Raw genomic sequence first — 26,397 nt, forward strand, 5'->3', positions numbered from 1 at the left:
CGATGCGCCAATTGCGAGAGACTTCCGGAACATTGGGTTCAAGGCTCGCGTTGACCGTCGAGGAGGAGAGAAGCGCGATGCTGGTGATCGTTCTCTCGCATACCGACCCCGTGCAGTTGCTGATCGTATCCGGCGATGTTGGCGTTTGACACCCGGCGAAATGAAAGGGTGGCCTTGTCCCTCGTTCGCACCCTCGCGCACACGGTCTTCGCAGGCGTGATCGCCGGATTGCTCTGCGGACTCCTGCTCGCAAATACTCAGCCGCTGCTGCAAACCCTCCTCTCGGCAGAGAACAGCGGAGCGCGCTTGGCGTTCTTGATCGTCTGCCTCCAAGTCGGCGCTGCTGTGGCCCTTCCCATCGCGATGCTCCCCGGGCATGATGAGTAGTCGCGCCGCCTTCACCCGATCTCCTTAATTCCCGTTTATTCTCAGCCAGTTGCAAACTCCCGGGCGGGCCGTGATGGCGCGCGCGATTGTATTTGACAAAATCAAACCGCTGGTGCGGAAATGATGCGCGATCCTGTGCCGTTAGGGTGTCCCGAGGAGAACGCACTTGCACAATGGGCTGTCGTTTCTTCTCGGCGGAGGCCGGGCAGCGGAGGACATACGGCAATTCGATTGGGCAGCCTCTCCGCTCGGTCCGATGAGGCTTTGGCCCCAGTCCCTGAAGACAGCTTTGAGCCTGATGCTGCTCTCGAGATTTCCCAAGGCCATCGCCTGGGGGCGCGAGCGGATCACGTTTCACAACGATGCTTTCAGGCCCATCCTTGGAGACAAGCCTCCGGCGATCGGCCGGCGCTTCAGCGAGGTTTGGGCAGAGGTATGGCCCGCCATCCAGCCCATGATCGACAGGGCCTTTGCCGGCGAGCCAACGTTCATCGAGAATTACGCGATGCTCTTGAACCGGCGCGGATACCCCGAGCAGGCGTATTTCACGTTCTGCTATAGCCCAATCCATACCGAGAGCGGCAGTGTCGGCGGTATGATGGACACCGTCATCGAAACAACGGAAACGGTTTTGATGCAGCACCGGCTGGCGGTGATCAATGCCGAGCTTTCTCACCGCATGCGCAACCTGCTTACTATGGTCTCAGCGATCACGACGGCAGCCTTGCCCGCCGATCAGGGAGCGAGCGAGTTTCGCGATAGCGTTTCGAAGCGCCTGACGGCGCTGGCGCAATGCCATTCGTTTCTCTCTGCAGACGCCGTCCGTGAGGCGCCTATTTCGGAGCTGATCGAAAGGGCTTTCGCACCGCATCCGGAGCTTCTTGCGAGGGTTCATGCATCCGGGCCAGAATTGCTTCTCAAGCCGAGCCATGCCCTCGCGCTGTCCTTGGCCCTCAATGAACTGATGACCAATTCCTTGAAATACGGCGCCTTGGCCGGCTCCTCCGGCACCATAGCCGTCCGCTGGGATCCTGCCGGATTCAACTTCGCATGGCATGAGACCGGAATCGCGAGCGCCGACCGAACAACCGGCCAGGGTTTCGGCACCAAGGTGCTCATGCAGTTCGTACCGGCATCGTTCAACGGCCAGGCGCGTATCGAGTTCAAGAGCGACGGCGTCTACTACGAACTCATGGCGCCGCCGGCCGCACTCAAGATCGCCTCCTAAATCAGATCCAATTCAGGCGGGACGCCAGGAGGCGTGCTCTCTCAACAATTAACGAGAGACTTTGCGGTGAGCGGAGACCAGCCACGCGCGTTAGCGCGGCGTCGGCTGCGGCGGCGGCGCGGCCTTGTTCTCGAGATCAAGATTATGGCCGGCAGGGGGATAGGCCGGTTCTCCTTTATGAAACGGCCCGAATGCGAGGAAATAGCCCATGAGGAATAGAAACAGGACGATCGCTCCGTAGACGGCATAGCGCACCGTCACGCGTCTGCCGTGGCCGCTTTCTTCCTCATACCGGCGTTCCGGCCCTTCCGCTGCCATCATCCGTTTCCTCTTCGGCTGCACCTCCCCGTGTCGGCTTTCAACCGGCAATGTCCGAGCTGGTTCCGATGTTAGGAGCAGAGTGGGCACATGCGCCGTCCGCAGTGATGTGCCTGTGCTGGGTTCACGCAACGCCGTTCAATCGCAAAGCGTTGCCACACTCTTCGCGGGCGGCAGGGAACAACCAAGCTTGCCTCCGGTTTTCCTTCACGACGAGACCGGCAAGAACAAAAGGAAGCTTCCCATGACCAGCGCCCGTGATTCCCTCGCGGCTTGGCTCCGTGACGCCCACGCCATGGAAGGTCAAGCTGAAACGCTTCTTTCCGCTCAGATCGAGCGCCTTCAAAATTATCCCGAAGCCCTGCCTCGTTTGCGATCGCACCTCGAAGAGACGAAAGCCCAGCGCCAAGCACTCGAGCGCTGCCTCGAAAAGCTAGGCGAAAACACCTCCACTTTGAAGGACGGCACCATGAAGATGGCAGCCAACCTTCAGGGGTGGATGCATGCCCTCTCGGGCGACGAGGTCCTCAAGAATACCCTCGCGAGTGCAGCCTTCGAGCAGTTTGAAGCCGCGTCGTATCGCATGCTCGTCTGCGCAGCAAAGATCGCGGGCGAACCCGAAATCGCGCGGACCTGCGAGCATATCATGGAGCAGGAAGTCTCGATGGCCGACTGGGTCTGGTCCGAGCTTGAGCCCTTGACCGAGAAATATCTCCAGCGCGAGATGGCGGGAATGGAGGCCAAGCGATGAGCGTTGGGCCGGCGCTTGATGACGACGCCCGGCCCGCCTTCCTGTTTGAATCGGAGACGGGCGAGTGGCGAGCCGTTGCGTTGGACAAGGACGGCACGGCGCTACCCCGGTTTGGCGGACAGCGGTGGAAGCTCATCCAGTCATTCGAGCTGGGCGTCCGCGAGCCCGTTCCCGCAAACATCGATCCGGAGCCCATATTGCGCGGCATCTCCGCCCGCGGCTTTTACGTCTGGAGGACGAGCCGCATCCTGCCCGTAGGCACGGCGCAATAACGTCAGTGGCGCGTACGATGATCAGGCGATGCGCCGTCTGGCGCGCCGCGACCTTGATCCGGTCGAGAGCAGCCTGACGGTCTCCTGCTCCTCGAATGCGAGAGCTCCGATCGTTTCTTTTCTGGTTCGCTTTTTGGATGGCCGAGCGGGCCGGCTTCGAATGAGATCCCCAGCGAGATAACCGCTGAGGATCTTGGGATGGATGTAGCACTTCCGGCAAATCGACGCCGTGTTGCCCAGGCGCGCCGCAACTCGCTTTACGGCTTCGCGAATGTTCTGCTTGGCGTCCGTTGCTGAGGCGGCAGTTCCGAACTCTCTTAGAGCGGCGGCCGCGAGCACCGTTCCTGCCCATGTGCGGAACATTTTGGCCGTCACCGCCGGCCCCGCTATCTCTCTGAGATAGTCATTGACGTCCGCGCTGGTGACTTGGCGCACAGAGCCATCCTCGGTCTCGTATTGAAAGAGATGCTGGCCCGGCAAATCCTGGCACGACTTCACGATCCGCGCGACACGTCGATCGGTGATCTTGAGCTTCCATTCCTTGCCGGTTTTTCCGCGGAACCTGAAGCGCATCTCGCTCCCGTTCATTTGGACGTGCCGATCTTGAAGCGTGGTCAGGCCGAAACTCTTGTTCGCCCGCGCATATTCTCTGTTGCCTACTCGGATCAGCGTCGTATCGAGCAGATGGGCGATCGTGGCGAGCACCCGCCTCCGTCCCATACCCCGTTCGTTCATATGGGCTTCTATGGTCCCGCGAAGTGCCGGCAAGCCTTGTCCGAAGGACAGCAGACTTTCGAATTTTGCCTCGTCGCGGACGCGGTTCCAGTCGGCATGATAGCGGTATTGCTTGCGGCCACACGCATCCCGGCCGGTAGCCTGGATATGGCCCCACGCATGTTCGCAAATCCAGACGTCGGTCCAGGCAGGCGGGATGGCGAGACTTTGAATCCGCGCACGCGTCTCCAGATCCTTGACGGTTTGGCCGCTAGGCCACGTGTACCTGAAAAGCTTGCTGCGCCTAATCCGAGAGATGCCCTTCTCAGCATCGCTCACAAATACGAGCCCCGCGTGTTCAGCGCTCGCGGCTGAACCGCTTGCATTGCATTGTCTGGCGTCGTCCAACATGCAGCGCTCCCGGGCGGACCAGAACCACAACGCCGCAAGTGCATTGTAGTTCATGCATTTTGATGCGGGCTGCAAGGAGCTAGGTCGTGCTGCTGGAGATCGGAGATATCGTATTGAGGCTCACAGCAGCAGTGATTGTGGGAATCGCACTCGGGATTGATCGCGACATCGAGCGCAAACCCATCGGGGCGCGCACCCTGGCGCTCGTCTCACTCGGCGCCGCGGCCATTGCACTCGCAACGATCAACGTGCCTGGGCTATACGATAACAAGGACGCATTGAGCCGCGTCGTGCAGGGACTCATTCAGGGTGTAATGGCAGGCATCGGCTTCATCGGTGCGGGCGTTATTCTCCACAAACCCGATGTCGATCTCGTAAAAGGCCTCACCACGGCGGCAACGGTCTGGGTGTCGGCGGCGCTCGGCGTCGGATGCGGCCTCGGCCAGTGGATCGTTGTCGGTGCCGCAACGGTGCTCAGCCTGATCGTGCTCATCGCTCTCAAATACGTGTTCTCGCTTCGGAATATCGATATTGATTGAAAAGAGCGCTCTGTTCGGCGCGCAGTCCTATGCGGCGGGCGGACAGCTCCGAACAGGCAATTTCCCTCCACGCGCATCGAGTGCACACACACGCTTCTGCGGATGGAGCCTCCGCCCAGTCCTCCTTACCGGAACCAACAGGCCTTCCACCGATTGGGAATGGCATGGAAACGAATGCCAATACCCCATCAACCGAGCTCTCGATCTCGCCCGACTACATCTCCCGTCTCATCGTCAAGGCACGAGGGGTGCAGTCCCGGGAGGGTTTGGTGGATCCGGATGCGGGCTCGAACCCCACCGATGACCGGATGGTCGACGCCCTTCAGGAAGGGCCGGGAGACCTCTCCCGTGCCGAGATCGTCCAGGAGATCATCGGCCTCAATCCGGATCAGCAGAACGAGCTCGTCGCCCTCATGTGGCTCGGACGTGGCGACTTCGAACCTGCAGAATGGCAGACGGGCGTACAAACCGCCGCAGAGCGTCGCGAGCGGCCCACGGCCTCTTACCTCCTGAGCCAGCCATTGGTTGCGGACTACTGGGCGGAAGGACTCGAGCGACTCGGCTTCGGGGTGCCGATGCTGGACCCCGACAGTGACGACGTCGAGCTTCGCCGGACTTAGCCGCAAGCGCGCGACGCAAAACTCCCAACAGATCCGGCGAGGCTCCTGCAATGTCCAGAAATGCGTCAGATGCCCTCGTCGAAACCCTCATCTCATGGGGCGTCGACGTCATCTTCGGCATGCCCGGCGATGGTATCAACGGCGTGATGGAGGCGATACGCACCCGCCAGGACCGGGTTCGCTTCATTCAGGTCCGCCATGAAGAATCCGCGGCGCTCATGGCCTGCGGGTACGGAAAATGGACGAGCAAACTCGGTTGCTGCTTGGCGACCACCGGCCCTGGCGGCATCCATCTCCTCAACGGGCTTTATGACGCCAAAGCCGATGGGGTGCCGGTGCTGGCGATAACCGGGCTCCCCTATCACGATCTGGCCAACACCCGGACACAGCAGGATGTCGACCACAGCAAGCTGTTCATGGATGTCGCCCGCTATAGCGCCACCGTCATGGGCGCAGCCCAGGTGGAGAATGTCGTCAGCCTCGCCTGCCGTACGGCGCTCGCCGAGCGCGGCGTAGCCCACGTTGCGATCCCGACCGATGTCCAGGAGCAATCAATCGATGACGCACCGCGTTCGCCCCGCAACAAGGAGCATCATGTCTCGATGGCACGGGCCGAAGCCATGCGCCTCCCTTCGGAAGACGACCTTGATCGCGCCGCCGAAATCCTGGCGGCCGGCCACCGCATCGCCATCCTCGCCGGACAGGGCGCGCTCGGCGCACGAAAAGAGCTCGTTGAGGTCGCCGAGAAACTCGGCGCGCCGATCGTCAAGGCCTTGCTTGGCAAGGCGGTCGTGCCGGATACACACCCGCTGACCACAGGGGGGATCGGCCTGCTCGGCACGCGGCCGTCGCACGAGGTCATGGAGGCGTGCGACACGCTTCTTATCGTCGGCAGCACGTTCCCCTACATCGAATATTACCCGAAGCCCGGCCAGGCGCGGGGTATTCAGATCGATCGCGACGCGACCCGCATCGGCCTCAGGTTTCCCGTTGACGTCGGGTTGGCTGGCGATGCCGGCGCAACGCTCACGCGCCTCTCGGAGCGCCTTACACGCAAAGACGATCGTACGTTCCTGTCACGCGCCCAGGAGAGCATGCGCCATTGGCGGGCATTGCTGCATGGCTCCTCGGAGCCCTCAGCGAAACCGATGAAGCCGCAGACGATCGCCACCGCACTGAGCCGTCGCCTCGCATCGGACGCGATCGTCGTGGCCGACTCGGGCCACAACACCGGCTTGTGCGCTCGCTATGTCGACATCACCGACAAGCAGATGTTTTCCGTCTCGGGTCATATGGCCACGATGGCCTGCGGCGTTCCCTATGCGATTGCCGCGAGCCTTGCCTATCCGGAACGCCAAGTCGTAGCGTTTGTCGGCGACGGTGGCCTCAGCATGCTCCTCGGCGAGCTGGCGACGATAAAGCGTTACGACCTTCCCATAAAAATCATCGTACTGAAGAACAACACGCTTGGGCAGATCAAATGGGAGCAGATGATGTTTCTCGGCAATCCGGAATACGAATGCGACCTCGAACCGATCGACTTTGTCAAAATCGCGGACGCCATGGGCATCAAGGGCTATCGTGTCGAGACACGCGCTGACTGCGATGCCATCCTCGACGAAGCATTGTCCAGCCGGGACGCCGTCCTTGTGGAGGCCATCGTCGACCCCAACGAGCCTCTGCTGCCGCCCAAGCGCGTACCGGCCTATGTCGAGAATCTCGAGAAAGCCCTACGCCGGGGAACCCGGGGGCGCGCCGAGATCGAACATGCCCTCCAAGAAGAACCATCTCGCAGCATGCTCGAGGGCTAGTGCGAAGAGCAGTGCACCTCGGGCCCGCGACCGGCGCAAGCGCCACGTCTCATGCCGCGGACGAGCTGCCAATTTATTTTAGGAAGAGTTGCAGTGGCGCCCCGTAGGGGACTCGAACCCCTGTTACCAACGTGAGAGGCTGGCGTCCTAGGCCACTAGACGAACGGGGCTCTCTCCGAAGAGACAAGAGCTATAGGAAAGGCTGCGCCCGCAATCAAGCCCGATCTTTCCGGCGCGCGGCCCTGGGGCTGCGGCCAAAAGCGTCGTCGCAAATGGCCGCCTCAGGGCTGGGAGGCGGCTGGTGCGATGTCGAAGCGCCGGAGAACGGCTCCGGAGGCGACATCCACCACGGCAACCCCGCTTCCCGATGGGCCATCGTAATGGATCGCAAGCCGGTCGCCGCTCACGGATACCGACTTGATGGCCGCGCCCGGGGGCAGAGAAAGCCGTTCGATCGCACCGGCGCGCGCCTCGGTCGCTTCGCCATCCCTCCGTTGCGTGGACGGCGTCGACGAGAGATAGATGATCCGCATCACAACGGCGACAATCCCGGCCACGATGAGCAGCCCGAGAAAGACCACAATGAAAACTAGCAAGCGCTCTTTGACCGTATTGGCGCCGCCGGCACCTTGGACCGGAACACGCGGATCAACGCGCGGATCGTTGGAGGATGATGTCATGCCGGAACCTTCGGATATGAAGCCGGCGCCTCGTCTAACAGGTTTCCCGGCGAGGCGACAGATGATCGGCCGCCTGCAACACGGCTCGGCCGCGGCGACAGACACGAGGCGCACCGCAGGATGACGGATGACACCAAGCTGAGCGCCGAGACAGCGGGCATAGTCGAAGGCACGGTTGAAGGCACGCACGAGTTCACGGTCGCCGAGCCGGAGGCCGGGCTTCGCCTGGATCGTTTCCTTGCGAACCGTCTCGCAGGCCTGAGCCGCGTGCGCATCCAGGCGCTGATCCGCCAGGGAGCGGTGGACGGCGCCGCCGCCGGCCCGCTGAGCGACCCTGGCGCGAGGATCGCGCCGGGGCAGCGCATCCGCATCGCCGTGCCCGCACCGGAACCCCAGGCCCCCGCCGCCGAGGCCATGCCGCTCTCCATCATCCACGAGGACGAGGACCTGATCGTCGTCGACAAGCCGGCAGGCATGGTGACCCATCCCGGCGCTGGCCAGGCGCAAGGCACCCTCGTCAACGCGCTCCTCGCCCACTGCGGCGAAACCCTCTCGCGCATCGGCGGTGCCGAGCGCCCTGGCATCGTCCACCGCCTCGACAAAGATACGTCAGGCCTCCTGGTGATCGCGAAAACCGACGCGGCGCACCTGGGCCTCGCCGAGCAGTTTGCGGCTCACGGCGCGGACGGACGCATGGTGCGCGCCTATGAAGCTTTCGTCTGGGGCGTCCCTTCGCGGCGCAGCGGCGCCATCGACGCGCCGCTCGGCCGCAGCGCCAGCAACCGCACCCGCATGGCCGTTCTGCGCGGCGACGAAGGCCGGCACGCCGTCACGCATTTCGAGGTGATCGAGACCTTTGCCGATGCGGCAGGAAGGCCAGTCGCGTCCAGGCTCCGGCTCATGCTCGAGACCGGACGCACGCATCAGATCCGCGTACATCTCGCCCACATTGGCCACCCGGTTATGGGAGATCCAGTCTATGGCGCGGGATTCAAGTCCAGCGCGCGCCGGCTTTCGGACAAGGCGGCCCGCACCCTCGCGGCCCTCGGCCGCCAGGCTCTGCATGCGACGGAGCTGGGCTTCGAGCACCCGATCACGGACCGTCCTCTCCATTTCAGAAGCGAGTGGCCGAAAGATTTGGAGGCGCTTTATCAGGCGCTCACTCTCACGGCCGCACGCGGGAAGACTGCTGCAAGGCCCGGCAAACCCAAGGTAAAACCCAACGTTTCCAAACGGTAATTAGCCGAACCGACGGATTCGGCCGTAGGATCGCGTTAAATGGAAGTGCGCCGGCGAAACCCGGAAGCGATCCAAGCGTTGGGCTGTAACGTAGTGACTAGGGCATAGGCGGCGTTTGCCGGGCCGAAAAACAATGCCCAGCAAACCGCACCCTACGCACTACGGCATGAAGCCGACGCCGTCCGGCGCCGGCAGCCACCTGGGGCGGTCACCCGCCTCATGGGGAACATGGGGAGCGTGAACTGGCCGGTCAAGCCGGTCGGAGCGTAACGAAGAGATGGCAGCAAAAACTCTTCCGACGATTGCCGCCGGCTCTGGCGGTCTCACCCGGTATCTCGAAGAGATCCGCCGGTTTCCGATGCTTGAGCCTCACCAGGAATACATGCTGGCGAAGGCTTGGCGCGAGCACGGCGATACCGATGCCGCCCAGCAGTTGATCACGTCGCATCTGCGTCTCGTGGCCCGCATCGCCATGGGATACCGCGGCTATGGTCTGCCGATCGGCGAAGTGATCTCGGAAGGCAACGTCGGCCTCATGCAGGCCGTAAAGCGCTTCGAGCCGGATCGCGGTTTCCGCCTTGCGACCTATGCAATGTGGTGGATCCGCGCCTCCATCCAGGAATACATCCTGCGCTCGTGGAGCCTCGTGAAGATGGGCACCACCGCGGCCCAGAAGAAGCTCTTCTTCAACCTGCGCCGCGCCAAGAGCCAGCTTCAGGCGCTGGACGACGGCGACCTCAGACCCGAGCACGTCGAGACGATTGCGAAGCGCTTCGGCGTGTCGGAAGAGGATGTCATCTCGATGAACCGCCGCCTTGGCGGCGACGCATCGCTGAACGCGCCGGTGCGTGCGGATTCGGAATCCGGCGAGTGGCAGGACTGGCTCGTCGACGATGCGCCAGACCAGGAAGAGCAACTCGCCGAAGCCCAGGAGCTAGGCCGGCGCAAGTCGTACCTGAGCGATGCACTCTCGAGCCTCAATGATCGCGAGCGGCGGATTTTCGAGGCGCGCCGGCTGTCCGACGACCCGATCACGCTGGAGGAGCTGTCCACGGAGTTCGGCGTCTCGCGTGAGCGTATCCGCCAGATCGAGGTGCGCGCCTTCGAAAAGGTGCAAAAGGCCGTGCAGGACGCCGCGCGGCTCGAGACAGGCGACGTCAGCTGAGTAAGCCGTTTTTACATCACGCTTGGCAACAGTCTCAAGCGATATAGAAAGCGTTCGATCCGGTGAACCGGATCGAACGCTTTAATGGCGGCGCAACCACTCGCGGGCGCTCTTCTGGGCGGCCGCGATTTCTTTTTTCGTCATCTCGCGTGAGATTTCGAGACGATACGCTCGGGCATCCTGATTGCCTCTCTGCGCCGCAAGATTGAACCATTTGTGCGCCTCGACGAGATCAATCTCCACATCACGTCCGGCGCAATACATGAGGCCGAGGTGGAACAGCGCGTCCGCCCCTCCTCCCTGTGCCGCGACGTCAACGACGTCGGCAGCAGAAAAATCAAATCGTGCCATCCCTATTTACCTTCGTCTTCTCGTTCTTCGAAAACCGGCCCCCGCTGTTCCGCGCCAAGCGCCCGCAACACGGGGATCCATGAGAAAAACGATAGCGTCCCGGCCAATGAGAAGCGGTAAACGGGGGATGGCCATCTTCGCCAACAAGCCATTGCCAACTGACTCGTTCCGACCCGAACGGCCGAGTTCCGGCCACGGAGAAATCCAAGCTTAACGGTTCCGGAAAGGTGGCGCTAACCATACGCCGAAAATGACTGGCCGATGCCTTTCCGGTTCATTTGAGCGCCGTGTTCATGCCGCGTTCAACGGCCGGGCGTTGCGAGATACGTTCGACCCACGCCTTGATGCGCGGAAAGTCGTCGAGGTTCTGCCCCTGCTTCGGCCAGGACAGGATCCAGGGGTAGGATGCGATGTCGGCGATCGAATATTCGTCGGCGATGAAATTTCGCCCTTTGAGCCTCTTCTCCAGCACACCATAGAGCCGCGACGTCTCGTTCGTATAGCGCTCGATGCCGTAGGCCACTTTCTTCGGCGCATAGACGCGGAAGTGATGGGCCTGCCCGGCCATCGGACCGAGGCCGCCAACCTGCCAGAAAAGCCATTCCTCGACAGCAACCCGCCCCCGCTCCGTCTTCGGATAGAGCTTACCCGTCTTGCGGCCGAGATACTGCAGAATGGCCCCGCTCTCGAAAACGGAGATCGGCTCGCCCCCCGGACCATCCGGATCGACGATGGCAGGCATCTTGTTGTTGGGCGAGATCTTGAGGAAGCGCGGCTTGAACTGATCGCCCTTACCGATATCGACGGGCTTGATGCGGTAGGGCAGTCCGCACTCTTCGAGCATGATGCGGATCTTGTGCCCGTTCGGCGTTGGCCAGAAGTGAAAGTCTATCGGCTTTTTCGACATGGCGGTCTCCATCAGTCATCCGATACGTAAAGAGGTACGCGACACTGGCGCTTGCTCGCCGCACGAGATCTCGCCCGCTACGCGTTCGCGGAAGCTGGCGCAGAGTAGATCCCAACTTCGTCGGGGTGAGATGCAGAGCATAGGCACGCCGCCACCACAAACACACCGTCATCCCGGCGCAGGCCGGGACCCACGCAAGGCCCCACACGCACGCCGCCTGCAATATGCCTCCGCCCGCGAGCGGGCACGCGCCTGATACGTTCCTACGACGAGAAACGAGAACTCTAGATCGTAAACACCGTCGATCCCGTGGTGCGGCGTCCTTCAAGCGCCGCATGTGCGGCCGCCGCCTCCTTGAGAGGGAACGTCTGGTTGACGGCGATCCGGATGGCCCCGCTCTCGACCATACCGAAAAGATCGGCGGCATTCTCGGCGAGCTCCGCGTGCGTCGCCGTATAGGCCATCAGCGATGGGCGCGTTGCAAAGAGCGAGCCCTTGAGCAGCGAGAGATCGAACGGCGGCACCGGCCCCGATGCATTGCCGAAGCTGACCCACAATCCCCTGGGCTTCAGGCACTCGAGCGAGCCGCGGAAGGTATCCTTGCCGACGCTGTCGTAGACGACATCGCAGCCCTGCCCCTCGGTGATCTCGGCGACGCGCTGAACGAAATTTTCCCGTGACGTCACGATGACGTGCGCGGCGCCATTCGCCCGCGCGAGCTCCGCCTTCTCGTCCGTGCTGACCGTGCCGATCAGCGTCGCGTCGCGCGCCCGCGCCCACTGACACGCGATGAGCCCCACGCCGCCGGCCGCCGCATGGAAGAGCACGACCGTGCCCGGCACCACATTGTATGTCTCGCGCAGGAGATAGCGGACCGTCATGCCTTGCAGCATCATGGCCGCGGCGGTCTCGTACGCGATCGCCTCCGGCAGCTTCACAAGCCGGTCCGCGGCGATGACGCGCTCCTCCGCGTAGCCGCCAAGCACACCCGCATAGGCAACGCGCTCGCCGACGGCGAGCGACGTCACACCCAGACCAAGCTCGACCACATCGCCCGCGCCTTCCATGCCGATGACGGCGGGCAGCGACGCCAAAGGATAGAGGCCGGTGCGGTGGTACACGTCGATGAAGTTGAGGCCGGCCGCGCGCTGTCTGATTCGCACCTCTCCCGGCCCGGGTGCGCCGACGGGAATCTCCTCCCAGACGAGCACCTCGGGCCCGCCGACCGCATGCACGCGCACACCATGCGCCATAGCTGACAACTCCATGAAAGGAATTGAGTATCGTCTATCACGATACGCGGCGGCGCGGCATTCCGTTCACTGGAGTTTCGCGCTGCTGCCTTGACCATGCCATGGCTGGCTTCTATTGGCTCGTACGAGTGTTAACAAGAGGCTCGGGAATGAGCGTGCGCCACGCCGCCGCAAGCGCGGCGAATCTGGCCCTGGTTGTGGGCCTTCTCAGCCTCGGCGCATGCCTGGGCGCCTGCGCGATGGGAAGTCCGGAGATCGGCACGCGTGCCGGGCTCGGCTGCGTCGATGATAGCCCGGAATGCGTGAACCGCCGTCAGGCCACGCTGCGCCATATGGTGTCGGATAAGTCCAAGAGCTGGATCAACGAAGCCCCCACGCCCGAAGCTTATGCGTCCGGCGTCCGGCTCTTTGCCTACAAGACCAAGAAGGCGGAGCTCACCTGCGAGGAGCTGAAGCGCGGCAAACTCGAGGCCGACACGGCGCGCGCCAGCCTCTCGAGCGTCGGATCGCGTCTGACGCCCGCTCAGGTCTCGCGGAGTGTCATGCTGGCCGGCGAGGTCGGCCGCGAACTGCAGACTGAGATCAATCGCCGTTGCAAGAGAAGCTGACGCTGGCAAACTGGTGCCCGCCGGCGGGCCGCGCGCCCTCCGCGCCAGCCATCGAACGAGCGCCCTCTCGCGCGGTTGCTCCCGACAGGAAAGATGGTCCCGATGGCACTTGAGTCAGTTGTCGAAGCGGTCGTGACCTTTGTCCGCGAGAACGAGGAATGGACCGCCCCGGTGGTCTTTCTCATAGCTTTCGGCGAAAGCTTCTGCTTCCTCTCCCTCCTCGTCCCTGGAACCGCGATCCTCGCCGGCGTGGCCGCACTTTTGGCAGCGAGCGGCATCGAGGCGCGCATCCTCATGCCGGCCATCATCGCCGCCGGCCTCGGTGGCTCGCTCGGCTATGCCAGCTCATTTTGGATCGGCCGCTATTTCAAGGACAGTGTTCCCAAGATCTGGCCTTTCACCACGCGCCCTCACCTGATCAAGGACGCGGAGGAGTTCTTTGGCACTTACGGCGCTTTCGGCGTGTTCCTCGGCCACTTCTTCGGGCCCGTGCGCGCCGTGATCCCGATTGTCGCCGGCATGTTCCGCATGCGCGAGATCCCGTTCCAGGTCGCCAACGTTCTCTCGGCCTTCGTCTGGGCTGCGGGCGTCATGGGCCCCGCCTTCTATCTCGTCACCTTCAAAGACGAGGTGATGGCCGCCCTCGCCGCCAATCGCTATGCGGTGGCGGCCGGCCTCTTCCTGCTCTCGTTTGCCAACAGCATCCCGCGTCCGATCCTCTTCGTACCGACGCTCGTGCTCGTGCTCGCCGTAGGCTCGCTGATGGTGCTGAGCAACGGCGACTTCACGCTGATCCTCGCGGCCGCCGCCGCAGGCGCGTTCGCGGGCGACATCTATGCCTATTGGAAAGGCGTGCGCCATCGGGAAGACCGTCTCGCGACATGGCCATTCTGCGCCTCCGCCAAGCAGCATGCGGCGGCACAGGCGTTCATCGCAACACATGGCGTTCAGGGTCTGATCCTCAGCAAGTTCCAAGGCTTCAATCGCGGCCTCGTGCCGCTCGAGTTTGGAAGCCTCGAGCGTCCGGTGCTGCCGTTTCTTGCGGGCAGCGCGATCTCTGCCGTGCTTTGGGCGCTCGCGCTTCTCCTACCCGCCATCATCATCGGCGCGTTCATCGCCTGAGAGCGGAAACGGCGGAAATTCTCCCGCGGCTTGCTTGCCGCACACATATCGCCTAGAGGGGCAGACGGAACCAAGACGCGAGGCCGAGCGCCACGCATTTTTCTTTGGCTTTTCGTGCCTTCCGAAAACCGGTTCCCACTCTTTCGGAAGCACTCTAGAGGGATCTGCGATGTCCGCCCGCCAACTCCGCAAAATCAAAATCCGAAAGAACAAGGCCCGCCGGTCTATCCCGCGGCCCAAGCTGACCCGCAGTCAGGGCAACACGAGCGGGGCGCGCAACCGCCTGCGCAAGCTCGCTGGCAAGGCGCGCACCGCCAAAGCCGCCGCTGTTTCTGCGGCCGCCTGAACTGCCAGCACCTGACTTGTAAAAAAGCCGGAGCCGTTCCCCGTTTAAATCGTGGAGCGGCTCCGCGCTTATTTGGCCCTGCTTCGCGTCGGAACACACTCCCGCGTGAGGTCACGCGCACGCATACCAAGAATGGCCGCGCTCTACTTCCGGAATACCGCCACCGCCTCGACGTGCGGCGAATAGAGAAACTGATCGATCGGCGTCACCGCACCCATGCGGTAACCGCCATCGATCAAAACCCGCGCGTCGCGCGCGAGCGTCGCCGGATTGCACGACACGGCGACAACAAGCGGCACTTTGGACTTCGCGAGCCGCTCCGTCTGCATCGCCGCTCCCGCCCGCGGTGGATCGAGCACCACCGCATCGAAAAGACCAAGCTCTCGCACCGACAGCGGATCGCGAAACAGGTCGCGCACGATCGCCGTCACGGGCTTCAGCCCTTGCGTGTGCCGCACAGCTCCTTGCAGCGCCTCGATCGCGCGCCGATCGCTGTCGAAAGCCGTGACTGAAGCGCGCCGCGCCATCGGCAGCGTCAGGGTGCCGACGCCCGAGAACAGATCCGCCACCGCCTTCGCCCGCTTCGGCAAAGCCGCCAACGTGAGATCGGCCAAAAGCGTTTCCGCTTGCGGCACCGCCTGCAGAAACAGCTCCGGCGCGATCTCGATCTCCACCCCCGCAATGGTGACGGTCGGTCTTCCGGTCGCCACGATCAGCTCTCCGCCAACCACCAGCCGGACGAGCCCGAGCCTCCGCGCCTGCTCTGCAATCTCGGATCTATCCTGAGGCTCAAGGTTGCTCTTGCGCGCGCACGCGAGCGATACGTCGAGACCGCGGTCGAGCCGCGTGACCATCAGGCGTCCGCTGACCTCGCCGCCCATCGCACGGCGCACCAACGTCCGAAGCCCGGGCAAGGCCCGGACGATGAGGGGGTCCAGCACGGGGCATTCGGCGAGGTCGACGAGGGTGTGCTGCCCTTCCTCTCGGAAACCGATGCGAAGGTCGCCGCCATGGCGCTCGATACCGAAGACAGCGCGCCGCCGCGAGCCCGTGTCCACGACGGTAAGCGGCGCCACGTCGGCGGCGATGCCGCGATGACGGAAGGCCTCGACGACAAGCCCGCGTTTCCACTCATTGTAAAGCCCCGGCGACATGTGCTGCGCCGCGCATCCTCCGCAGGCCGTGAAATGCCGGCACACCGGAGCTGCCCGCTCGGCGCTGTCAGAAAGCCGCTCCGCATCGCCTGCAGCCGACACGCGCCAGCGCTCGCCCGGAAGCGCGAACGGCACATAGAGCGGCATGTCATCCCGCATCGCCACGCCGTCGCCCTTGGCGCCGAGCCGCGAGATCACGATGTCTTCCGCCTCACGCATCGCGCCGCGCTCCGAGCAGAAACTCTTCGTTGCCGGAGCCGCCCGTGACCGGCGAGGAGATGAGGCCCGTGACACGCCAGCCGGGTAATCCGCTGATCCATGCCGAAATCTTCTCGGCCTGCGCCTCGCGCACCGACGCCTCGCGCACGAGACCGCCCTTGCCTATGGCGGCCCGCCCAGCTTCGAACTGCGGCTTGACCAGCGCCACGAGCCAGCAGCCGGGCGCCGCGAACGCAAGGGCTGCTGGCAACGCCTTCTCGAGCGAGATGAAACTCACATCCGCCACGATGGCCGATGCGGGTTGCGGAATGTCTTGCGCCGTCAACCCTCGCACATCCTGCCCCTCGAGCGAGGTCACGCGTACATCCGCCGCAAGGCGCGGATGAAGCTGATCGTGCCCCACATCGACGGAGAACACATGCATGGCGCCGCGTGCGAGTAGGACCTCCGTAAATCCGCCCGTGGATGCGCCGACGTCGATTGCGACCCGGCCGGTGGCATCGAAGCCGAAGGCATCGAGCGCCGCCTCGAGTTTGAGCGCGCCGCGCGAGACGTAGTCCGCCGCCTCCGCGAGATCGATGGGCACGTCCTCCGCGACCATGGCTCCTGGCTTCGTCGTGACGGCTCCGCCGACACTCACCACCCCTCGCATGATGAGGTCGCGGGCGCGTGATCGCGACGGCACGAGCCCCCGCGCGAGAAGCGCCTTATCGAGCCGAAGCCCCATGTCCATTTCCTGCCTGAACCTTGTCGGCACGCTTAGCGTTGCCTTATTGACCCGTTATACAGACACGTGATCGTCTTCTTAAATCGCAGCAATTTCTTAGCCTACGGAGACCGCCGATGCCGATACTCGATCGTCGCAGCCTATTTTGCGCCGCCGGAGCCGCCGCCCTCATGACCACCGTCTCGGCTCGCGGCTTCAACCGTGCTTTCGCGGCGGATGCGCCCGAAGGCCCGTTCACTCTGCCAGAGCTTCCCTATAAGCCGGAGGCGCTCGAACCGCACATCGACACGGCCACGATGAGCCTCCACTACGGGAAGCATCATCAAGCCTATGTCAATAACCTCAACAAGGCCCTGGCCGGCCAGGACGAGCTTGCCAAGCTGCCCCTCGAGGAGCTGCTCGCCAAGCTCGACACGGTGCCGGAGGAGATTCGCACCGCCGTGCGCAACAACGGCGGCGGCCACGCCAACCATTCGATGTTCTGGCAGATCATGGGCCCGGCGGGCGGCGAAGGTCCCAGCGGCGATCTCAAGACCGCTATCGACAGCGACCTCGGCGGCCTTGAGAAGCTGCAAGCCGATTTCAACGCTGCGGGCGCCAAGGTGTTCGGCTCCGGCTGGGTGTTCGTCACCGTCGATGACGCCGGCAAGCTGGCCCTGATTTCGAAGCCGAACCAGGATACGCCGATCATGGAAGGCAAGCGCGTGCTGTTCGGCAACGACGTTTGGGAGCACGCCTATTATCTGAAATACAAGAACCGTCGCCCAGACTACCTGGAAGCCTGGTGGAACGTTGTGAACTGGAAGGCCGTGGCCGACCGCTACGCTGCCGCCAAGGCCGGCACGCTCAAGATCTGAGATCACGGCCGGAACCGATAGCGATGCACGGCACCCGCTACCGGTTCCGGCCCTCACCCGATTGGCCGGGAGAAAGTCCCGCCATGACGCTCTTGAGAACCCGCTTGGGCGCAGCTTAGCTGCGAGCCAGCGCTTTAATGTCTTCGATCCGCAACAGGCTGCACCCCGCGCTCTTTGCTCTCGCGTGGGAGAGAGGTTCCAGACCCTCGAAAGCCGACCTCTTCCCGACTCCCAACGCCCATGCGAACCTAGAGTGCCTTTGGAAAGTGGGAACCGGTTTTCCGAAGAGAACCACGAAGAAACAGAAACTTAGAGCCGTTCCCCGTTTCCACTTAAACCGGAACGGCTCTCGGGCGGCCTCGCCGTGCATCCGCAGCTCCGCGCGAGCGAACGCGCCTTAATCTACGAGCGTTCTGATTCGGCCTGTCTCTTCATTCATGGAGGCATCCTTGCCCACTCCCACCCTGCCGCTCGCAGTGACGCCGATCCTGCTCTTGCTGGCATCCAACGTCTTCATGACCTTTGCCTGGTACGGACATTTGAAGTTCAAGGCCATTCCGCTCTGGATCGCCATTCTCGCCAGCTGGGGCATCGCCTTTTTCGAGTACTGCCTTGCGGTGCCGGCGAACCGGTTGGGCCATGGCGTCTATTCAACTGCCGAGCTCAAGACGATCCAGGAGGTGATCACCCTCACTGTCTTTGCCGGCTTTTCCGTGGTCATCATGAAGGAGCCGCTGACGCTCAACCATCTCGTCGGCTTTGCCCTGATCGTCGCGGGCGCCTATTTCATATTCCGGGGTCCCCTCTGAGACGATGACAATGCAGACCTCGAACACCCGGCTGAACGCAGCCCTCGCTGCAATCGATGCCGCCAACAGCGAAGACCCGAACCGCGTCGCCGTCGACGGCGTGGAAACGCCGGCCGAGCTGGCCTATGGGCGGCGCATGAGCGCCATGCTCGCGCGGGTTTATCCGCACGCCCCCGAAAGCCTCCAGCTTGCTGCGCGCGCCCAACACATCCGCCGCTGGCAAATTCCACGTTCGAGCTATCCGATGGATCGGCCAGGCTACCTGCGCTGGCGTAAGGAGCTCGGCCGCAAGCACGCAGAATGGGCCGGAGAGATCCTGGCCTCCTGCGGATACGACGCGGAGGAAACCGCGCGCGTCGGATCGCTGCTCCGCAAGGAGAACCTGCGCCGCGATCCCGAAACGCAAGCGCTGGAAGACGTCGCTGCCCTCGTCTTCCTCGCCCACTACGCTGAGGATTTCGCAGCCAAGCATCCGCCCGAGAAGGTCGTGTCCATACTCGTCAAAACACTCGCCAAGATGTCGGAGCACGGCAAGGAGGCTGCCGGCACGCTCGAGCTTCCCCCGTCCGTTGGCGACGCTCTCACGCGCGCCATCGCTCAGGCAACCGCCACATGACCGGCCACCCGCACACATCGGCAGCCGTGCTCGTGAGCCACGGAGACCGGGGCGGCGGCTCCCCCAACGCCGCACTCGCCGCACAGGCGCAAGCCGTCCGCACCCTGATCGGCACCGGCGTCGTAGTGACGGGTGTGCTGAAGGGTGCGCGGACGCTGGAACAGGCGCTTGGCATGGCCGCGGCCGCGGAGCCGTCGTGCATTGCGGTCTATCCGCTTTTCATGGCCGACGGCTATTTCATGCGCAAGGTGCGCGAGCGCGTCTCTGAAGCTCACATCACGCCAGAACCGCTCGTCCTGCCGCCCCTCGGCCTCGATCCCGGACTGCCCGACATCCTGCTGAGCGAAAGTCTTAGCAACGCAGCCGAAGCCGGGCTCGATCCGAAATCCTCACGCCTCCTCGTCGTCGGACACGGCTCGAAGCTCGGCCCCGCCTCGGCAACGGCAACGCGCAAGGCAGCCGCCCGTGTCGCCCTCGCACGCCGCTTCGCCAGCGTCACAACGGCCTTTCTTGAGGAAGAACCGTTTCTTGAAGACGCGCTACGGGCGAGCGCGGTACCAACCGTCGTTGCTGGCTTCTTCTTCGGCGACGGCATGCACGCCGGCGAGGACGTCCCGGACGCCATCGTGGAAACCGGCGCGAACGCCGTCTACACTGGCGCCATCGGCAATTCCGCCGCTGTCGCCCCGCTCATCGCAACTGCGTTGCAGAAGGCCTTCGAGCCGTTCCTCGATGCCACGTAAACGCAACGGCTCTATCGCCAGCCCACGACCTCAAAACCATCGACGGTCGCGCAATCCGGAATGTCGACTTCCACTGCGCTCTCCGCCCCTGCAGGGATCTTGAGCTGACAGCGATCGTCGCCGGCGACAAAATAGGATAGGCCCTCGATGGCAGACCGGCAAAGCGGCACCTCGCCGTGCTCGCAAAGCCCGCGCTTGGATTTCAGGGCCTTGGTCAGCGGCATTCCGACACGATTGCCAAGGCTATCCACCGCCGCCTCGCTCCACGAAACGAGCGCGGTTATGCGCCCGCTCTCCTCATCGCCGAAAATTTGGAACGATGCCTCGCCGCGGCTGAGCACGAAGCATTCGCCCTCGCACTCATCGGAAAACTCCATTGTGAAGGGACGGAACCGCTCCTTGATAAAGGACGGCGAGTAGCGGTCGCCGAGCGCAATGCGAAACTCATCACCAAGCGTGCTGCTCACCGATTGCCCGTCGATCACGAGTTGGTCTCCAGCGGCAGCACCTGCCGATAGAAACAAAGCAAACGCAAAAACAGTGAGATGCATACGCACGACCCGCTCCATAATCATCCAGGCCGGCATATAGAGAAAGTGCACGGGCACTCACAGCCTCGCGCTCCTTCTCGGTTAAATTCCAAGGCTGCATGCCATTCGCATCCCCGCGCGCCGAGCAGTGTCACGCATCCCGGAAACAAAAACGGCGACGAGGATCTCGCCGCCGTTCGTTGCTGTCGTTATCGCGCGATCTATTCGCGCCGGCGGCGCGGACCGCCCTCGCGGTCGCGGCGCGGCGGGCGCTCGGCCGAGAAGACCTCCTCGGGCTCGCCCTCTGCGCGCGGGATCTCCTGGCCGGTCTCCTGGTCGACGATCTTCATCGACAGGCGAACCTTACCGCGATCGTCAAAGCCGAGCAGCTTGACGTAGACCTCCTGGCCCTCCTTGACCACCTCGCCGACCGTCTGCGGCCGGCCTTGGGAGAGCTGCGAGATGTGCACGAGGCCGTCTTTCGCGCCGAAGAAGTTCACGAACGCGCCGAATTCCATGATCTTGACGACCTTGCCCTTGTAGATCTGGCCGACCTCGGGCTCGGACGTGATGGCCTTGATGCGGTTCAGCGCCGCCTCGATGCTCTCACGCTTGGCGGCGGCGATCTTCACCGTGCCATCGTCATCGATGTCGACCTTGGCGCCGCTTTCCTCGACGATGGAGCGGATCACAGAGCCGCCCGAACCGATCACTTCGCGAATCTTGTCGGTCGGAATCTTGATGGTCTCGATGCGCGGCGCGTACTCGCCGAGTTCCTCGCGGGCGCCGGTCAGCGCCTTGGACATCTCGCCGAGAATATGCAGGCGCCCCTTGTTCGCCTGCTCCAGGGCGACCTTCATGATCTCCTCGGTGATGCCGGTGATCTTGATGTCCATCTGCAGCGCGGTGACGCCGTTGGCAGTGCCCGCCACCTTGAAGTCCATGTCGCCGAGATGATCTTCGTCGCCGAGAATGTCGGAAAGCACGGCAAAGTCGTCGCCTTCCTTGATGAGGCCCATGGCGATGCCGGCGACCGGAGACTTGAGGGGCACGCCCGCATCCATCAGCGCGAGCGAGGTGCCGCAAACCGTCGCCATCGAAGACGACCCGTTGCTCTCGGTGATCTCCGAGACGACGCGCAGCGTGTACGGGAACTCGTCGGCTTTCGGCAGCAAGGGGCGGACAGCGCGCCAGGCGAGCTTGCCGTGGCCGATCTCGCGGCGCCCCGGCGAGCCCATGCGGCCCGTCTCACCCACCGAGTAGGGCGGGAAGTTGTAGTGGAGCAGGAAGCGCTCCTTCTTGGTGCCTTCGAGGCTGTCCACGTACTGCTCATCCTCGCCGGTGCCGAGCGTCGCCACCACGAGCGCCTGCGTCTCCCCGCGGGTGAAGAGCGCCGAGCCGTGCGTGCGCGGCAGCACGTCCACCTCGGACAAGATGGGGCGCACGGTCTCAAGGTCACGCCCGTCGATGCGCCGCTTGGTCTTCAGGACGTCGCCGCGCATGATGTCCATCTCGAGCGCCTTGAAGGCGTCCGAGAGCAGAACCACCTCGGCCTGGTCGCCCTCCGGGAGCGCAATCCCTTCGAAAACCTTCTTTTTGGCCTCCGCCACGAGATCCTGACGCTTGCCCTTCTCCTTGGTGGAGAAGGCGGTCTTGAGGAGATCGCCGGCCAGTTCGCGCACCTTGTCCTGGTACTTGCTCTTGTCCGGGATCTGGATGTCCCAGGGCTCCTTCGCGGCCTTCTCGGCCAGCTTGATGATGGCGTCAATCACCGGCTGGAAGTGCTTGTGGCCGAACATCACGGCCTCGAGCATCTTCTCCTCGGACAGCTCCTTCGCCTCGCTCTCGACCATCATCACGGCATCCTGCGTGCCGGCGACGACGAGATCGAGCGCACTCTCCGCCATCTCGTCGATCATCGGGTTGAGGACGCATTCCCCACCGATGACGCCGACCCGCGCGGCGCCGATGGGGCCGAGGAACGGAAGGCCGGACAGCGTCAGCGCTGCAGAGGCGGCGACCATGCCGATGATGTCGGGATCGTTCTCGAGATCATGGCTGAGGACGGTGATGACGACCTGCACTTCGTTCTTGAAGCCCGCGACGAACAGCGGGCGGATCGGGCGGTCGATGAGGCGGGAGGTGAGCGTCTCCTTTTCGGTGGGACGCCCTTCGCGCTTAAAATAGCCGCCGGGGATTTTGCCGGCGGCATAGGTGCGCTCCTGGTAGTTCACGGTAAGGGGGAAGAAATCGATGCCCGGCTTGGCGCTCTTGGCGCCGACGACGGTCGCGAGCACGCTGGTCTCGCCATATTGCGCATAGACGGCGGCATCTGCCTGCCGGGCCATATGCCCGGTTTCGAGCCGGAGCTTGCGGCCGCCCCATTCGATCTCAACGCGGTGAATGTCGAACATGTGCGTTCTTTCGTTCTATCTCGTGTTTCATGTCTTTTGATGCGTGGCTTCCTTACCACGAATGCGTCAGGCGCCGCGAACCCAAATGGTTGGCGGCGCCTGTCTTTCCTTAAATCGGCAAATAATTCGGAGCCGGAAAGTGTGCCGCCGCCAGCCTTGCGCTGGAACCGATCAGCGGCGGATCCCGAGCTTCTCGATGATCTTCTGGTAACGCGCGTGATCCTTCCGCTTGACGTAGTCCAGAAGCTGACGGCGCTGGCCGACCATCTTGAGCAGCCCGCGGCGCGAGTGATTGTCCTTCTTGTGCGCCTTGAAATGCTCCGTCAGACCGTTGATCCGCTCGGTGAGGATCGCGATCTGCACCTCGGGCGAGCCGGTATCGTTCGCCTTGGTGGCATTATCCTTGATGAGCTGTGCCTTGACTTCAGCAGTGAGCGACATCGGGGTCTCCTTTCGGGTTGGAGGGCAGTGCGCCTTTCCAGAACGAAAGGGACTGCCGGAAGGCGGCCATAGCCGGGATGTCGTCCAGCCAGGTCGCAAATAGAAACGCCGCCCGCACCCGAGGTGCGGACGGGATGGCGCTTTATACACACTCACGCGAGGGGAGCGAATGAAAAATTGCCCGCGCCATTGCCCAGAGGTTGCATAGACGGCTCGAAAAGCCGCGCTCCTGCCTCAACCGCCGAAATTGAACACCCGCGTCGGATAGAGCGCACCCTTCTCAATCTCGCCGAGCGCGATGATCCGGCCCTTCGACATGGCATAGGCGGTCCCGCCGAGAATGGGCGCATCGCGGCCTCGGATGAGCACGCTTTGCCCCCGGGCGAGACTGGCCGCATCCGAGGGGCTGACGTTGACCTCGAGGACGTCCTCAAGCGCCCGCTCGACCGGCTGCAGGAACCCGGTGAGGTCCTCTCCGGCCTCCGCCGCATCCTCGATCTCGTCGAGACCGACCGCCTCCCCCTCCTCGAACGGCCCGACGCGCGTGCGCCGCAGGGCAACGACATGCCCACGGCAGCCGAGCGCGCGCCCCATGTCGCGGGCAATGGCGCGCACATAGGTGCCCTTGCCGCACCGCGCCTCGAATTCGGCGGTGTCCCCATCGGGCACCCCAACAAGGCGCAATTCGTCGATCACCACGGGCCGCGCCTCGAGCTCCACCTCCTCGCCGTCGCGTGCGAGGGCATAGGCGCGCTCGCCATCGACCTTGATGGCGGAGAAGCGGGGCGGCACCTGCATGATCTCGCCCGTGAACTGCGGCAGCAGTGCCTCGATATCGGCAACCGACGGCCGCCCCTCCCCGGTTGCGACCACGTCGCCCTCGGCGTCGTCCGTCGCCGTTTCGGCGCCCCAGCGGACGGCGAAGCGGTAGACCTTCTCGCCATCGACCGCGAACGGCACGGTTTTCGTCGCCTCTCCAAAGGCAATTGGAAGGATGCCGGTCGCGAGCGGATCGAGCGTGCCCGCATGTCCGACCTTCTGCGCAAAGAACAGCCGTTTGAGGATGCCGACCGCGCGCGTCGACGTCATGCCGATCGGCTTGTCGAGCACCAGCCAGCCGTGAACCGGGTTGCCTTTCTTGCGTCGTGCCATGGGAGCTCTTCGGGTTCGCTCAAAGGAAGCGGGCGGTCCTATCAGACGCCGCGGGCTGAGAGCCGTTGTGATTTCAGTGGAACCGGAGGCGGCTCCGAGTTTTTGTTTGATCGTGCTTCTTTCCGGGAAATAGGTTCTCACTTTTCCGGAAGCACGTTAGTCCTTCTCCAGATCGCGCCGAACTTTCTCGCTGTACAGCAGGCGATCGATGCGGGCCGATTCCTCGAAGGTCTCGTCTTCGCGAAAGCGAACCTCGGGCGCCGAGCGGAGATTGACCGTGCGCGCGATCTCGCCGCGGATGAAACGGCCGTGCCGCTTCAGCGCTTCGATGACGGGCGCGATGTCCTTGCCGCCAAGGGGCATGATGTAAGCGGTCGCCATCTTGAGATCCGGTGACATCCGCACTTCCGAGATCGTGATCACATGCGAGGCGAGCACGTCATCATGGATCTCGCCACGCGCCAGCATCTCCGCCAGCTTGTGCCGGACGAGCTCGCCGACACGCAATTGCCGCTGCGAAGGGCCTTTGCCCTGTTGTGCTTTGTGTTTGGCCATATCCTGATCCCGCCGGGCTCGAACCGGCACGAAACCAAAAAAATATTGTGAAAGTCCTGTCACCCGAAAGGGCGCGGAAGCAAGGCGATCCGGCGGTCATGGCGGAGCCATGCTTCGCATGGGGCTGCGCCGCCTCCGCGAAAGGCGCGGCAGACGTGGCTAAGCCACGTCTGCCGAACAAACCCGTGAGCGCTTAGAGGCTCCGCTGGATCGTCTCCACCTGGAAGCACTCGATCTCGTCGCCTTCGCGGATGTCCTGGTAGTTGGCGAAAGCCATGCCGCACTCCTGGCCGGCCGGCACTTCGCGCACATCATCCTTGAAGCGCTTGAGCATCGACAGCGTGCCCTCGTGGATGACCACCTTGTCGCGCAGCAGCCGCACCTTGGCGCCGCGCTCCACCTTGCCTTCCGTGACGAGGCAGCCGGCCACCTTGCCCACCTTGGTGATGTTGAACACCTGTTTGATGGACGCGTAGCCAAGGAACACCTCGCGCTTGGTGGGTGCCAGGAGGCCGGACATCGCCGCCTTCACGTCATCCACGAGGTCGTAGATGATGTTGTAGTAGCGGATCTCGATGCCCTGACTGTCCGCCGCCTGCTTGGCCTGCGCGTTGGCGCGCACGTTGAAGCCGACGACGATCGCCTTCGAGGCCGATGCCAGCGCAATGTCGGATTCGGTGATGCCGCCCACCGCCGAGTGGACGATCCGCGCGGCCACCTCGTCCGTGCCGAGCTTGTCGAGCGCGCCTGCAATCGCCTCCACCGAGCCCTGCACGTCGCCCTTGACGACAAGCGGGAACTCCTTCTTCCCGGCTTCCTTGAGCTGCTGCATCATCTGCTCGAGCGTGCGCGCCGTGCCGGCAGCACCCAGCGTCTCGCGCCGCTTCCTGATGCGGTAGTCGGTGATCTCGCGGGCACGCGCTTCGCTCTCGACGACGGCAAACTGATCGCCTGCCTCCGGCGCCGAGTTGAAGCCCAGGATCTCGACCGGCACCGACGGACCACCATCCGTGACGTTGCCGCCCTTGTCGTCGACCAGCGCACGCACGCGGCCCCACGCCGTGCCGGCGACCACGATGTCGCCCACACGGAGCGTGCCGCGCTGCACGAGCACGGTGCCGACGGGGCCCCGGCCGCGCTCGAGCTTGGCCTCGATGACGATGCCCTCGGCCGAGCGGTCCGGATTGGCCTTGAGCTCGAGGATCTCGGCCTGCAGATGGATGCTCTCGAGCAGCTTGTCGAGGTTGGTGCGCTTCAGCGCCGAGATCGGAATCTCGAGCGTCTCGCCGCCCATGCTCTCCACCACGATCTCGTGCTGGAGAAGCTCGGTTTGCACACGCTTCGGATCCGCCTGCGGCTTGTCGATCTTGTTGATGGCGACGATGATCGGCACGTTGGCCGCTTTGGCGTGGTTGATGGCTTCCACCGTCTGCGGCATGACGCCGTCGTCGGCCGCCA

The 26,397-nt window shown here is 63.6% G+C and carries 30 protein-coding genes and 1 tRNA gene; 16 read left to right on the plus strand and 15 right to left on the minus strand.

What is annotated here, in order from left to right:
• Positions 1 to 174 precede the first annotated feature (174 nt).
• Both V7P99_RS04220 and V7P99_RS04225 read left to right on the plus strand, forming a co-directional pair.
• The gene (locus V7P99_RS04220; protein WP_333793537.1) at positions 175 to 387 is read left to right on the plus strand and encodes a hypothetical protein; all 213 of its coding nucleotides are present in this window, start codon (positions 175 to 177) and stop codon (positions 385 to 387) included.
• A gap of 166 nt (positions 388 to 553) precedes the next feature.
• Complete coding sequence (locus V7P99_RS04225) at positions 554 to 1,615, plus strand: sensor histidine kinase (protein WP_333793538.1); 1,062 nt, start codon at positions 554 to 556, stop codon at positions 1,613 to 1,615.
• 90 nt (positions 1,616 to 1,705) lie between these two features.
• On the opposite strand, the gene V7P99_RS04230 is transcribed toward V7P99_RS04225, so the two are convergent.
• Positions 1,706 to 1,936 carry a hypothetical protein gene (locus V7P99_RS04230; protein ID WP_333793539.1) on the minus strand — a complete coding sequence of 77 codons (231 nt, stop codon included), beginning with the start codon at positions 1,934 to 1,936 and terminating at the stop codon, positions 1,706 to 1,708.
• 241 nt (positions 1,937 to 2,177) lie between these two features.
• Here V7P99_RS04230 and V7P99_RS04235 point away from each other — a divergent pair, with 241 nt between their 5' ends.
• Together V7P99_RS04235 and V7P99_RS04240 are read left to right on the plus strand one after the other, a co-directional pair.
• On the plus strand, positions 2,178 to 2,684 hold the full coding sequence (locus V7P99_RS04235; RefSeq protein WP_333793540.1) for a ferritin-like domain-containing protein: 507 nt from the start codon (positions 2,178 to 2,180) through the stop codon (positions 2,682 to 2,684).
• Positions 2,681 to 2,956 carry a hypothetical protein gene (locus V7P99_RS04240; RefSeq protein ID WP_333793541.1) on the plus strand — a complete coding sequence of 92 codons (276 nt, stop codon included), beginning with the start codon at positions 2,681 to 2,683 and terminating at the stop codon, positions 2,954 to 2,956. The genes V7P99_RS04235 and V7P99_RS04240 overlap by 4 nt, the downstream gene beginning before the upstream one ends.
• Before the next feature lie 21 nt (positions 2,957 to 2,977).
• Here the strand turns inward: V7P99_RS04240 and V7P99_RS04245 are convergent, their stop codons facing one another.
• On the minus strand, positions 2,978 to 4,135 hold the full coding sequence (locus V7P99_RS04245; protein ID WP_442909863.1) for a DNA topoisomerase IB: 1,158 nt from the start codon (positions 4,133 to 4,135) through the stop codon (positions 2,978 to 2,980).
• Between the two features lie 32 nt (positions 4,136 to 4,167).
• Between V7P99_RS04245 and V7P99_RS04250 the strand changes: the two genes are divergently transcribed.
• The 3 genes from V7P99_RS04250 (at position 4,168) to V7P99_RS04260 (ending at position 7,051) form a co-directional block, all read left to right on the plus strand.
• Positions 4,168 to 4,620, plus strand: coding sequence for an MgtC/SapB family protein (locus tag V7P99_RS04250; RefSeq protein WP_333793542.1), 453 nt, complete (start codon positions 4,168 to 4,170; stop codon positions 4,618 to 4,620).
• Positions 4,621 to 4,784: 164 nt separating this feature from the next.
• Positions 4,785 to 5,240, plus strand: coding sequence for a DUF3775 domain-containing protein (locus tag V7P99_RS04255; RefSeq protein ID WP_333793543.1), 456 nt, complete (start codon positions 4,785 to 4,787; stop codon positions 5,238 to 5,240).
• Between the two features lie 50 nt (positions 5,241 to 5,290).
• Positions 5,291 to 7,051: a thiamine pyrophosphate-dependent enzyme gene (locus V7P99_RS04260; RefSeq protein ID WP_333793544.1), complete on the plus strand. Its 1,761-nt coding sequence runs from the start codon at positions 5,291 to 5,293 to the stop codon at positions 7,049 to 7,051.
• A gap of 94 nt (positions 7,052 to 7,145) precedes the next feature.
• On the opposite strand, the gene V7P99_RS04265 is transcribed toward V7P99_RS04260, so the two are convergent.
• Positions 7,146 to 7,221 (minus strand) — tRNA-Glu (locus V7P99_RS04265).
• Between the two features lie 111 nt (positions 7,222 to 7,332).
• Positions 7,333 to 7,731, minus strand: coding sequence for a hypothetical protein (locus tag V7P99_RS04270; protein WP_333793545.1), 399 nt, complete (start codon positions 7,729 to 7,731; stop codon positions 7,333 to 7,335).
• Between the two features lie 120 nt (positions 7,732 to 7,851).
• On the opposite strand from V7P99_RS04270, the gene V7P99_RS04275 reads away from it, so the two are divergent.
• Positions 7,852 to 8,970, plus strand: coding sequence for an RluA family pseudouridine synthase (locus tag V7P99_RS04275; RefSeq protein ID WP_333793546.1), 1,119 nt, complete (start codon positions 7,852 to 7,854; stop codon positions 8,968 to 8,970).
• A gap of 277 nt (positions 8,971 to 9,247) precedes the next feature.
• The gene (rpoH, locus tag V7P99_RS04280) at positions 9,248 to 10,135 is read left to right on the plus strand and encodes an RNA polymerase sigma factor RpoH (RefSeq protein WP_333793547.1); all 888 of its coding nucleotides are present in this window, start codon (positions 9,248 to 9,250) and stop codon (positions 10,133 to 10,135) included.
• An 81-nt stretch (positions 10,136 to 10,216) separates the two neighbouring features.
• On the opposite strand, the gene V7P99_RS04285 is transcribed toward rpoH, so the two are convergent.
• From V7P99_RS04285 to V7P99_RS04295, 3 genes are all read right to left on the minus strand, one after another.
• On the minus strand, positions 10,217 to 10,486 hold the full coding sequence (locus tag V7P99_RS04285) for a hypothetical protein (RefSeq protein WP_333793548.1): 270 nt from the start codon (positions 10,484 to 10,486) through the stop codon (positions 10,217 to 10,219).
• Positions 10,487 to 10,760: 274 nt separating this feature from the next.
• A complete protein-coding gene (locus tag V7P99_RS04290; protein WP_333793549.1) occupies positions 10,761 to 11,393 on the minus strand; it encodes a glutathione S-transferase N-terminal domain-containing protein in 633 nt (210 codons plus the stop codon).
• Between the two features lie 284 nt (positions 11,394 to 11,677).
• Positions 11,678 to 12,646: a quinone oxidoreductase family protein gene (locus tag V7P99_RS04295; RefSeq protein ID WP_333793550.1), complete on the minus strand. Its 969-nt coding sequence runs from the start codon at positions 12,644 to 12,646 to the stop codon at positions 11,678 to 11,680.
• A 149-nt stretch (positions 12,647 to 12,795) separates the two neighbouring features.
• Here V7P99_RS04295 and V7P99_RS04300 point away from each other — a divergent pair, with 149 nt between their 5' ends.
• The 3 genes from V7P99_RS04300 to V7P99_RS04310 all read left to right on the plus strand — a co-directional run bounded on the left by V7P99_RS04300 (position 12,796) and on the right by V7P99_RS04310 (position 14,722).
• Entirely contained in the window at positions 12,796 to 13,254 is a 459-nt protein-coding gene (locus V7P99_RS04300; protein WP_333793551.1) for a hypothetical protein, read from the plus strand.
• A 102-nt stretch (positions 13,255 to 13,356) separates the two neighbouring features.
• Positions 13,357 to 14,376: a DedA family protein gene (locus V7P99_RS04305; protein WP_333793552.1), complete on the plus strand. Its 1,020-nt coding sequence runs from the start codon at positions 13,357 to 13,359 to the stop codon at positions 14,374 to 14,376.
• Between the two features lie 169 nt (positions 14,377 to 14,545).
• Positions 14,546 to 14,722: a hypothetical protein gene (locus tag V7P99_RS04310; RefSeq protein WP_333793553.1), complete on the plus strand. Its 177-nt coding sequence runs from the start codon at positions 14,546 to 14,548 to the stop codon at positions 14,720 to 14,722.
• 143 nt (positions 14,723 to 14,865) lie between these two features.
• Here the strand turns inward: V7P99_RS04310 and V7P99_RS04315 are convergent, their stop codons facing one another.
• Complete coding sequence (locus tag V7P99_RS04315) at positions 14,866 to 16,095, minus strand: class I SAM-dependent RNA methyltransferase (protein ID WP_333793554.1); 1,230 nt, start codon at positions 16,093 to 16,095, stop codon at positions 14,866 to 14,868.
• Positions 16,088 to 16,822: a TlyA family RNA methyltransferase gene (locus tag V7P99_RS04320; protein ID WP_333793555.1), complete on the minus strand. Its 735-nt coding sequence runs from the start codon at positions 16,820 to 16,822 to the stop codon at positions 16,088 to 16,090. The genes V7P99_RS04315 and V7P99_RS04320 overlap by 8 nt, the downstream gene beginning before the upstream one ends.
• A gap of 116 nt (positions 16,823 to 16,938) precedes the next feature.
• On the opposite strand from V7P99_RS04320, the gene V7P99_RS04325 reads away from it, so the two are divergent.
• The 4 genes from V7P99_RS04325 to V7P99_RS04340 all read left to right on the plus strand — a co-directional run bounded on the left by V7P99_RS04325 (position 16,939) and on the right by V7P99_RS04340 (position 19,847).
• Positions 16,939 to 17,679 (plus strand): superoxide dismutase, encoded by a 741-nt coding sequence (locus V7P99_RS04325; protein ID WP_333793556.1) that lies wholly within the window; start codon positions 16,939 to 16,941, stop codon positions 17,677 to 17,679.
• A 449-nt stretch (positions 17,680 to 18,128) separates the two neighbouring features.
• Positions 18,129 to 18,488: a DMT family protein gene (locus V7P99_RS04330; RefSeq protein WP_442909864.1), complete on the plus strand. Its 360-nt coding sequence runs from the start codon at positions 18,129 to 18,131 to the stop codon at positions 18,486 to 18,488.
• 10 nt (positions 18,489 to 18,498) lie between these two features.
• Positions 18,499 to 19,104, plus strand: coding sequence for a DUF4202 domain-containing protein (locus tag V7P99_RS04335; protein WP_333793558.1), 606 nt, complete (start codon positions 18,499 to 18,501; stop codon positions 19,102 to 19,104).
• A complete protein-coding gene (locus tag V7P99_RS04340) occupies positions 19,101 to 19,847 on the plus strand; it encodes a sirohydrochlorin chelatase (RefSeq protein WP_333793559.1) in 747 nt (248 codons plus the stop codon). Before V7P99_RS04335 ends, V7P99_RS04340 begins: the two co-directional genes overlap by 4 nt.
• A gap of 11 nt (positions 19,848 to 19,858) precedes the next feature.
• Here the strand turns inward: V7P99_RS04340 and V7P99_RS04345 are convergent, their stop codons facing one another.
• The 6 genes from V7P99_RS04345 to infB all read right to left on the minus strand — a co-directional run.
• Positions 19,859 to 20,455 carry a hypothetical protein gene (locus tag V7P99_RS04345; protein WP_333793560.1) on the minus strand — a complete coding sequence of 199 codons (597 nt, stop codon included), beginning with the start codon at positions 20,453 to 20,455 and terminating at the stop codon, positions 19,859 to 19,861.
• Positions 20,456 to 20,598: 143 nt separating this feature from the next.
• Complete coding sequence (gene pnp, locus V7P99_RS04350; protein WP_333793561.1) at positions 20,599 to 22,791, minus strand: polyribonucleotide nucleotidyltransferase; 2,193 nt, start codon at positions 22,789 to 22,791, stop codon at positions 20,599 to 20,601.
• 171 nt (positions 22,792 to 22,962) lie between these two features.
• On the minus strand, positions 22,963 to 23,331 hold the full coding sequence (gene rpsO, locus V7P99_RS04355) for a 30S ribosomal protein S15 (protein WP_442909865.1): 369 nt from the start codon (positions 23,329 to 23,331) through the stop codon (positions 22,963 to 22,965).
• Between the two features lie 135 nt (positions 23,332 to 23,466).
• Complete coding sequence (gene truB / locus V7P99_RS04360) at positions 23,467 to 24,384, minus strand: tRNA pseudouridine(55) synthase TruB (RefSeq protein ID WP_333793563.1); 918 nt, start codon at positions 24,382 to 24,384, stop codon at positions 23,467 to 23,469.
• 156 nt (positions 24,385 to 24,540) lie between these two features.
• Positions 24,541 to 24,939, minus strand: coding sequence for a 30S ribosome-binding factor RbfA (gene rbfA, locus V7P99_RS04365; protein WP_333793564.1), 399 nt, complete (start codon positions 24,937 to 24,939; stop codon positions 24,541 to 24,543).
• Between the two features lie 193 nt (positions 24,940 to 25,132).
• Positions 25,133 to 26,397: translation initiation factor IF-2 (infB, locus tag V7P99_RS04370; protein ID WP_333793565.1), on the minus strand; the 1,265-nt coding region annotated here is incomplete at its 5' end.

Source organism: Hyphomicrobium sp., assembly GCF_036780825.1.
Lineage (GTDB): Bacteria > Pseudomonadota > Alphaproteobacteria > Rhizobiales > Hyphomicrobiaceae > Hyphomicrobium_C.

Coding starts and splice junctions, on each gene's coding strand:
- V7P99_RS04230 (WP_333793539.1), bottom strand. CDS start 1,936: ATGATGGCAGCGGAAGGGCCGGAACGCCGGTATGAGGAAGAAAGCGGC.
- V7P99_RS04235 (WP_333793540.1), top strand. CDS start 2,178: ATGACCAGCGCCCGTGATTCCCTCGCGGCTTGGCTCCGTGACGCCCAC.
- V7P99_RS04240 (WP_333793541.1), top strand. CDS start 2,681: ATGAGCGTTGGGCCGGCGCTTGATGACGACGCCCGGCCCGCCTTCCTG.
- V7P99_RS04245 (WP_442909863.1), bottom strand. CDS start 4,135: ATGAACTACAATGCACTTGCGGCGTTGTGGTTCTGGTCCGCCCGGGAG.
- V7P99_RS04255 (WP_333793543.1), top strand. CDS start 4,785: ATGGAAACGAATGCCAATACCCCATCAACCGAGCTCTCGATCTCGCCC.
- V7P99_RS04260 (WP_333793544.1), top strand. CDS start 5,291: ATGTCCAGAAATGCGTCAGATGCCCTCGTCGAAACCCTCATCTCATGG.
- V7P99_RS04270 (WP_333793545.1), bottom strand. CDS start 7,731: ATGACATCATCCTCCAACGATCCGCGCGTTGATCCGCGTGTTCCGGTC.
- V7P99_RS04275 (WP_333793546.1), top strand. CDS start 7,852: ATGACGGATGACACCAAGCTGAGCGCCGAGACAGCGGGCATAGTCGAA.
- rpoH (WP_333793547.1), top strand. CDS start 9,248: ATGGCAGCAAAAACTCTTCCGACGATTGCCGCCGGCTCTGGCGGTCTC.
- V7P99_RS04285 (WP_333793548.1), bottom strand. CDS start 10,486: ATGGCACGATTTGATTTTTCTGCTGCCGACGTCGTTGACGTCGCGGCA.
- V7P99_RS04290 (WP_333793549.1), bottom strand. CDS start 11,393: ATGTCGAAAAAGCCGATAGACTTTCACTTCTGGCCAACGCCGAACGGG.
- V7P99_RS04295 (WP_333793550.1), bottom strand. CDS start 12,646: ATGGCGCATGGTGTGCGCGTGCATGCGGTCGGCGGGCCCGAGGTGCTC.
- V7P99_RS04300 (WP_333793551.1), top strand. CDS start 12,796: ATGAGCGTGCGCCACGCCGCCGCAAGCGCGGCGAATCTGGCCCTGGTT.
- V7P99_RS04305 (WP_333793552.1), top strand. CDS start 13,357: ATGGCACTTGAGTCAGTTGTCGAAGCGGTCGTGACCTTTGTCCGCGAG.
- V7P99_RS04310 (WP_333793553.1), top strand. CDS start 14,546: ATGTCCGCCCGCCAACTCCGCAAAATCAAAATCCGAAAGAACAAGGCC.
- V7P99_RS04315 (WP_333793554.1), bottom strand. CDS start 16,095: ATGCGTGAGGCGGAAGACATCGTGATCTCGCGGCTCGGCGCCAAGGGC.
- V7P99_RS04320 (WP_333793555.1), bottom strand. CDS start 16,822: ATGGGGCTTCGGCTCGATAAGGCGCTTCTCGCGCGGGGGCTCGTGCCG.
- V7P99_RS04325 (WP_333793556.1), top strand. CDS start 16,939: ATGCCGATACTCGATCGTCGCAGCCTATTTTGCGCCGCCGGAGCCGCC.
- V7P99_RS04335 (WP_333793558.1), top strand. CDS start 18,499: ATGCAGACCTCGAACACCCGGCTGAACGCAGCCCTCGCTGCAATCGAT.
- V7P99_RS04340 (WP_333793559.1), top strand. CDS start 19,101: ATGACCGGCCACCCGCACACATCGGCAGCCGTGCTCGTGAGCCACGGA.
- pnp (WP_333793561.1), bottom strand. CDS start 22,791: ATGTTCGACATTCACCGCGTTGAGATCGAATGGGGCGGCCGCAAGCTC.
- truB (WP_333793563.1), bottom strand. CDS start 24,384: ATGGCACGACGCAAGAAAGGCAACCCGGTTCACGGCTGGCTGGTGCTC.
- rbfA (WP_333793564.1), bottom strand. CDS start 24,939: ATGGCCAAACACAAAGCACAACAGGGCAAAGGCCCTTCGCAGCGGCAA.